The organism is Comamonas sp. B-9 (assembly GCF_000410635.1).
Taxonomy (GTDB): Bacteria; Pseudomonadota; Gammaproteobacteria; order Burkholderiales; family Burkholderiaceae_C; genus Comamonas.
In genome coordinates this window covers 1-5,745 of the sequence record NZ_KE148585.1, presented here as the reverse complement: position 1 = coordinate 5,745, position 5,745 = coordinate 1, and the positions used below count along the sequence as shown (strand labels likewise).

The 5,745-nt window shown below is 66.4% G+C and carries 6 protein-coding genes and 1 riboswitch; of the genes, 4 read left to right on the top strand and 2 right to left on the bottom strand.

The genetic code is table 11. The features are described from left to right. Together H928_RS33390 and H928_RS0113910 are read right to left on the bottom strand one after the other, a co-directional pair. Positions 1–253, bottom strand: a 253-nt coding sequence (locus tag H928_RS33390; RefSeq protein ID WP_043340142.1) for a cell division protein ZapA, incomplete at its 3' end; no start/stop codon positions are given. Then, complete coding sequence (locus H928_RS0113910) at positions 253–468, bottom strand: hypothetical protein (protein WP_021027064.1); 216 nt, start codon at positions 466–468, stop codon at positions 253–255. The genes H928_RS33390 and H928_RS0113910, both read right to left, overlap by 1 nt. Before the next feature lie 37 nt (positions 469–505). Beyond that, a riboswitch (cobalamin riboswitch) is annotated at positions 506–753 on the top strand. A gap of 83 nt (positions 754–836) precedes the next feature. Between H928_RS0113910 and H928_RS0113905 the strand changes: the two genes are divergently transcribed. The 4 genes from H928_RS0113905 to H928_RS27760 all read left to right on the top strand — a co-directional run. Next, positions 837–2,735 carry a TonB-dependent receptor domain-containing protein gene (locus H928_RS0113905; protein ID WP_021027063.1) on the top strand — a complete coding sequence of 633 codons (1,899 nt, stop codon included), beginning with the start codon at positions 837–839 and terminating at the stop codon, positions 2,733–2,735. A gap of 22 nt (positions 2,736–2,757) precedes the next feature. Then, positions 2,758–4,179, top strand: a complete 1,422-nt coding sequence (locus H928_RS27770; RefSeq protein ID WP_021027062.1) for a cobyrinate a,c-diamide synthase — start codon at positions 2,758–2,760, stop codon at positions 4,177–4,179. A gap of 10 nt (positions 4,180–4,189) precedes the next feature. Next, positions 4,190–4,789: a bifunctional adenosylcobinamide kinase/adenosylcobinamide-phosphate guanylyltransferase gene (locus H928_RS27765; protein ID WP_043340155.1), complete on the top strand. Its 600-nt coding sequence runs from the start codon at positions 4,190–4,192 to the stop codon at positions 4,787–4,789. 74 nt (positions 4,790–4,863) lie between these two features. Continuing rightward, the coding region (locus H928_RS27760) for an ABC transporter substrate-binding protein (protein ID WP_021027059.1) at positions 4,864–5,745 on the top strand (882 nt) is incomplete at its 3' end.

Here is a 5,745-nt window from a genome sequence, read left to right as displayed (position 1 = left end):
CGGCTTGCGCCTGCAGCGCGTCGGCGGTCTGGCTGAGCTGGCTGTTTTGCACCTGCAAATCAAGCAGGTCAAAGGCGACATTGAGGGCCGCCAGCACAGCGATGCGCTCGCGGCCACGGATCTTGCCCGCGTCGCGGATACCGCTCATGGCCTCATCGACATGCTTGACGGCGGCCAGCAGACGTGCTTCCTGGCCTTCGGGGCAGCCCAGCATATAGCTTTGCTGCATGATGTGTACTTCCAGCTGTTTCATCATTCGTCCTGGTCAAAGGTCTTGGGCAGGCGTTCGATCAGTGCATCCACGCGGGCGCGGGCCGCTGTCAGGCGCGATTGGAGGGAGTCGCGCTCCTGGGTCAGGGTGGTGACTTGCTCTTGCAATTGGGCGTGGGCGCGTTGCAAAGCCTCATGACGGCTCAGCAGTGCCTCCACCCGCTCAAGCATCAGATCCATAGAAGGCGTAGTGGCCATAGAGAGACAGTCTTCTTAAGTGCGCAATGGGTTTAACGCTAAAATTGTACCCGTTGGTGCTCGCCCCAGTGGTTCACATGGGGGCAGTTCAACGGGAAGCAGGAGCGCTGCTTGTGCCCTACAAGCCTTACGCAACCTGCGCTGCCCCCGCAACGGTAAGCGATGGTTGGCTTTTGCGCCATCCACAGCCACCACTATGCCACTGAATACCTTGAACAAGTGTTTGGGAAGGCGTGTGCTGTGTCATCGCCAGCCCGGATACCGGCCAACAATAGTGGAGGCGCGCGGCTGAGGCCTTGCTGCGGCCTCCGTGTTCCCCATTGCCGGCGGGGAGGCTGGCGCGGGGTGGTTCATCACCAACTCAGTGCATGTGTTCCTCTGCTTTTTCGACACGCCGCTGCGCGCGTCCCGCGCTTGCGCCCCGCTCGGGCACCCTCCATACCCCCCGTTTTTTGGCCTTGGCCATCGCATCGGCGTTGCCCCTGTTGGCGCTGCAAGCTCAGGCGCAGCAGGCTCCAGCGGCCCAGGAAACAGAGGGTAAGAACCTGCAAGAGATGGTGGTGACCGCCAACCGCATCGAGCAGCCACTGTCCGATCTGGTGGCCGACATGTCTATCATCGATGCGCAGACCATCGAGCGCCAGGGCCCGGGCAGCGTGGCCGATGTGCTCGCGCGCGTGCCGGGCATCCAGATTTCTCGCAACGGCGGGCCGGGCACGACGACCAGCGTGTTCATGCGCGGCGCCGATTCGCGCTTTACCGCTGTCTATGTCGACGGCGTGCGCATGGATTCGCAATCGACCGGCGGCGCCTCCTGGCAATCGATTCCGCTGGCGCTGATCGACCGCATCGAAGTGCTGCGTGGCCCGGCCGCTGCCGTCTACGGCTCGGACGCGATGGGCGGCGTGGTGCAGATCTTCACCAAGAAGGGTGAGGGCGTGCCCCAGCCCTATGTGGGCCTGGGCTTTGGTAACCGGGGCACGTTCACGGCCGAGGCCGGCATCTCCGGCAGCGCCGAGGGCTGGGATTACGCGCTGGGCCTGAACCGCTCGCAGACCGATGGCTTCAACGCCCGCACCGTGGCCACCGCCAACCCGGACAAGGATGACTACCGCAGCAATGCGGTCAGCGGCCGGCTGGGCTACCAGCTAAACGGCCAGCACCGGCTGGAGGCCACCTTGCTGGCCAGTGATGTGAACTCGGGCTATGACAGCAGCCTGACCGAGGACGACCGCAGCCTTAACAAGATGTATGCGCTGGGCCTGAACTGGCAGGCGCAGTGGACCGAGCACTACAGCACCAAGCTGCAGTTCAGCCAGTCGCGCGACTATTACGAGACCCGGCCCTCGCCCTACCAGACGGACACGCGCCTGCACAACTACCTGTTCCAAAATACCTGGCGCCTGGGCGTCCACACCTTGACGGCCGCGCTGGAGCGGCGTGACGACGCGCTGACCAATGGCGGCATTGACCGCGACCGCCACCAGAATGCGCTGGCGCTGGGCTATGGCCTGAACACCGGCCCGCACACCGTGCAACTGAACCTGCGCCGCGATGACGACAGCGAGTTTGGCGGCAAGACCACCGGCAGCGCCGCCTATGGCTATGCCTTTGCAACGAACTGGCGCGCCACCGCGACGGTGGGCACGGCCTTCCGCGTGCCCACGCTCTACCAGCGCTTTAGCGAATACGGCGACGCATCGCTGCAGCCCGAGAAAAGCCGCAATGCCGAGCTGGGCCTGCGCTGGGCGCAGGGGGCTGATAGCTTCTCGGCCACGGCCTACCGCAACCGGGTCACCAACCTGATCAACTTCTCGTCGCCCGGCAGTTGTGACAGCACGTTTGGCTGCTACGCCAATGTGGGCAAGGCGCGCCTGGAAGGCATTACCCTGGCGGCCACGACCAAGCTGGGTGCGTTCAATCTGCACGGCTCGGTCGACTTCCAGAACCCGCGCGATACCGAAAACGACAAGCTGCTGGCGCGCCGCGCCAAGCGCTATGCCACCCTGGGCGCCGAGACGCGTGCCGCCGGTTGGACCTGGGCTGCCGACCTGCAGACCAGCGCCAAGCGCTTTGACAATGCCGCCAACACCAATGTGCTGGGTGGCTACACCTTGTTCAACCTGTCGGCGCAGACCGAGATCGTCAAGGATGTGAACCTGATCGCCCGGATCAACAACCTGACCGACAAGCGCTACCAGACCGCACGCACCTATGCCACCGAAGGGCGCAGCGTGTATGTGGGTGTGAAGTGGATGCCGCGCTGAGCGCAGAGGGGATAAGCCAGCCATGACAGAGATGACGGTTCAGGACCGCCCAACAGCCGCTTGCGTGGCACTGCTGATTGCCGCGCCCGCATCGGGCCAGGGCAAGACCACGGTGACGGCAGCCTTGGCGCGCCTGCATGCCCGCCAGGGCCGGCGGGTGCAGGTGTTCAAATGCGGCCCGGATTTTCTCGATCCGCAGTGGCTGCGCCTGGCCAGCGGCCAGCCGGTGCATGCGCTGGACCGCTGGATGAACGGCGAAGCCGATGTGCGCGCACGCCTGTTCCAGGCCGCACAAAGCAACGATGTGCTGCTGATCGAAGGCGTGATGGGCCTGTTCGACGGTGCCAACAGCGCGGCCGAGCTGGCCAAGTCGCTGGGTATCTCCGCTGTGGTGGTGGTGGATGCATCGGCCATGGCCGCCACCTTTGGCGCCATTGCCCATGGCCTGCAGCACTATGACCCGGGCCTGCAGCTGGCCGGCGTGCTGGCCAACCGCGTGGCCACCGCCCACCATGGCGAGATGCTGCGCAGCGGCCTGCGCGACCCGGCCCTGTGGCTGGGCGCGATGAACCAGGTGAGCCTCGATGCTGCGAAACCGCGCGCCAACCTGCTGCCCGAACGCCATCTGGGCCTGGTGGCAGCCCATGAGCTGCACGACGCTGCCGAGCGCCTGGATGCCGCCGCCGATGTGCTGGCGCAAACGCCGCTGGGCCAGCTGACTTGGCAGGAATGGCAGCAGCGCTGGACGGTGGCCTTTACCGCGCCTGCTGCTGCCGCCCCGGTGCCCGCCTGGCTGGCCGGGCGGCGCATTGCCGTCGCCCGCGATGCCGCCTTCAGCTTTATCTACACCGCCAATCTGGAATGCCTGCAGGCCATGGGTGCCGAGCTGGCCTTTTTCGCGCCGATCGCAGGCGACCGCCTGCCTGCATGCGATGCGCTCTGGCTGCCTGGCGGCTACCCGGAGCTGCACCTGCCCGCGCTCAAGGCCAATGCCGGTCTGCAGCTCGATCTGCAGGCGCACCTGGAACAGCGCAAGCCCGTCTGGGCCGAATGCGGCGGCATGGTGGCACTGGCCGAGGGCCTGACCGACCTGGACAGCCGCTGGCACAGCCTCTGGGGCTTGCTGCCAGCGCAGGCCGTCATGCAGCAGCGCCTGGCGGGTCTGGGCATGCAGCAGCTGCTGACGCCCTGGGGCATGCTGCGCGGCCATACCTTTCACTATTCCAAGCTGCAGAGCGAGGCCCTGGAAGTAGCGCGCAGCAGCCGCCCGGGCCAGGCGGCCGAGAGCGGCAAGGGCGAAGCCGTCTACCAGCAGGGCAGCATCCATGCGAGCTATTTCCATGCCTGGTTCCCCTCCTGCCCGCAGGCGGTGGCCGCTTTGCTGGGGGTGGAGATGCCGGTGGTCGATCCGCAGGCCTGGCATACCGAGGCACTGAACGCCTAAGATGCGCGCCATGGATGACTCTCTTTTCCACGTTGATGGCGCGCCGCTGAAATTGCTGCTGCTGGGCGGGCAGAAATCGGGCAAATCGCGCCAGGCCGAGCTGCTGGCGCGTGCCTGGCTGCAGGCCGGTGCCGGTCGCAGCGCCAGCCTGGTCGCCACCGGCACCGCGTATGACGCCGAGATGCACGAGCGCATTGCGCGCCACCAGCGAGACCGCCGCGCCCGCGTGCCGCAACTGGCCACCGTGGAGGCGCCGCGCGACGTGGCCCAGCAGCTGCTGGCGAGCAGCCGGCCCGAACACCTGCTGGTGGTCGACTGCCTGACCCTGTGGCTCACCAACTGGTTGATGCCGATGGAGCCGCCATCCAATCCCCCAGCGACTGCGCCTGCGCAAGCCTGGCAGGCCCAGTGCGATGCCTTTGTCGCTGCCTTGCAGGCCGCCACTGGCCCCATCATTCTGGTCAGCAATGAGATTGGCCTGGGCGTGATTCCTATGGGCCGTGAGGTGCGCGCCTTTGTCGATGCGCTGGGACTGCTGAACCAGCAAGCGGCAGCGGCCTGCAACCGCGTACAACTGATGGCGGCGGGCTTGCCGCTGCAGATGAAATGATGGCTTTGTTGATGGCTCCCCGACCCCTTTTGCGGCAAGCGCTTGCCTGGGTAGCGCTGATGCTCTCATTGCCGATGGCCCAAGCTGCGCCGTCTGCCAGTGTCGATGAACTGCGCCTGCAACCCTTTGCCAACGCGCCGGTCTGGAAGGACCAGGACCTGGTCAGGCCCGCGGCCATCGTCGATGACCGGGGCCGCAAGGTGCAGCTGGCGCAACCGCCGCAGCGCATCGTGAGTCTTCTGCCCTCGCTCACCGAGAGCACCTGCGCGCTCGGTTTGTGCGAGCGGCTGGTGGGGGTAGACCGCTATTCGGACTGGCCTGCCTCGGTCAAGAAGCTGCCGGTGGTAGGCGGCGGGCTGGACCCGAGCGTGGAATCGGTCGTGGCGCTCAAGCCCGATGTGGTGCTGCTGTCCGATGCCTCCAAGGCGGCGGAACGCTTGCAGGCGCTGGGCCTGAAGGTGGTGGCGCTCGATGTGAAATCCAAGGCCGACATCCACCGCGTGCTGGGCACCCTGGGCCAGCTCTTGGGCGTGCCCCAGGCGCAGGGCGCTGACCGGGTCTGGCGCGCGCTGGAGTCGGGCATTGATGCGGTGGTGCGCGGGCTGCCCGAGCGCACGCGCCATACCCGGGTCTACTTTGAGGTGAGCCGCGGCCCTTATGCGGCCGGCCCCCAGTCCTTTATTGGCGAAACCCTGACCCAGCTGGGCGTGGACAATGTGGTGCCGGCTGAGCTGGGCCCGTTTCCCCGGTTGAGCCCCGAGTTTTTGCTGCGCGCCCAGCCCGATGTGATCATGCTGGGCAACCGCAGCATGCAGGCTGCCACCAGCTACCCGGGCTGGCACAACCTCCAGGCCGTCAAGGCGGGCCGTGTCTGCGTGTTCAGCGATGAAGAGTCGTATGCGATCGTGCGCCCGGGGCCGCGCATGGCCCAGGCCGCCGCGCTGATGGCGCGCTGC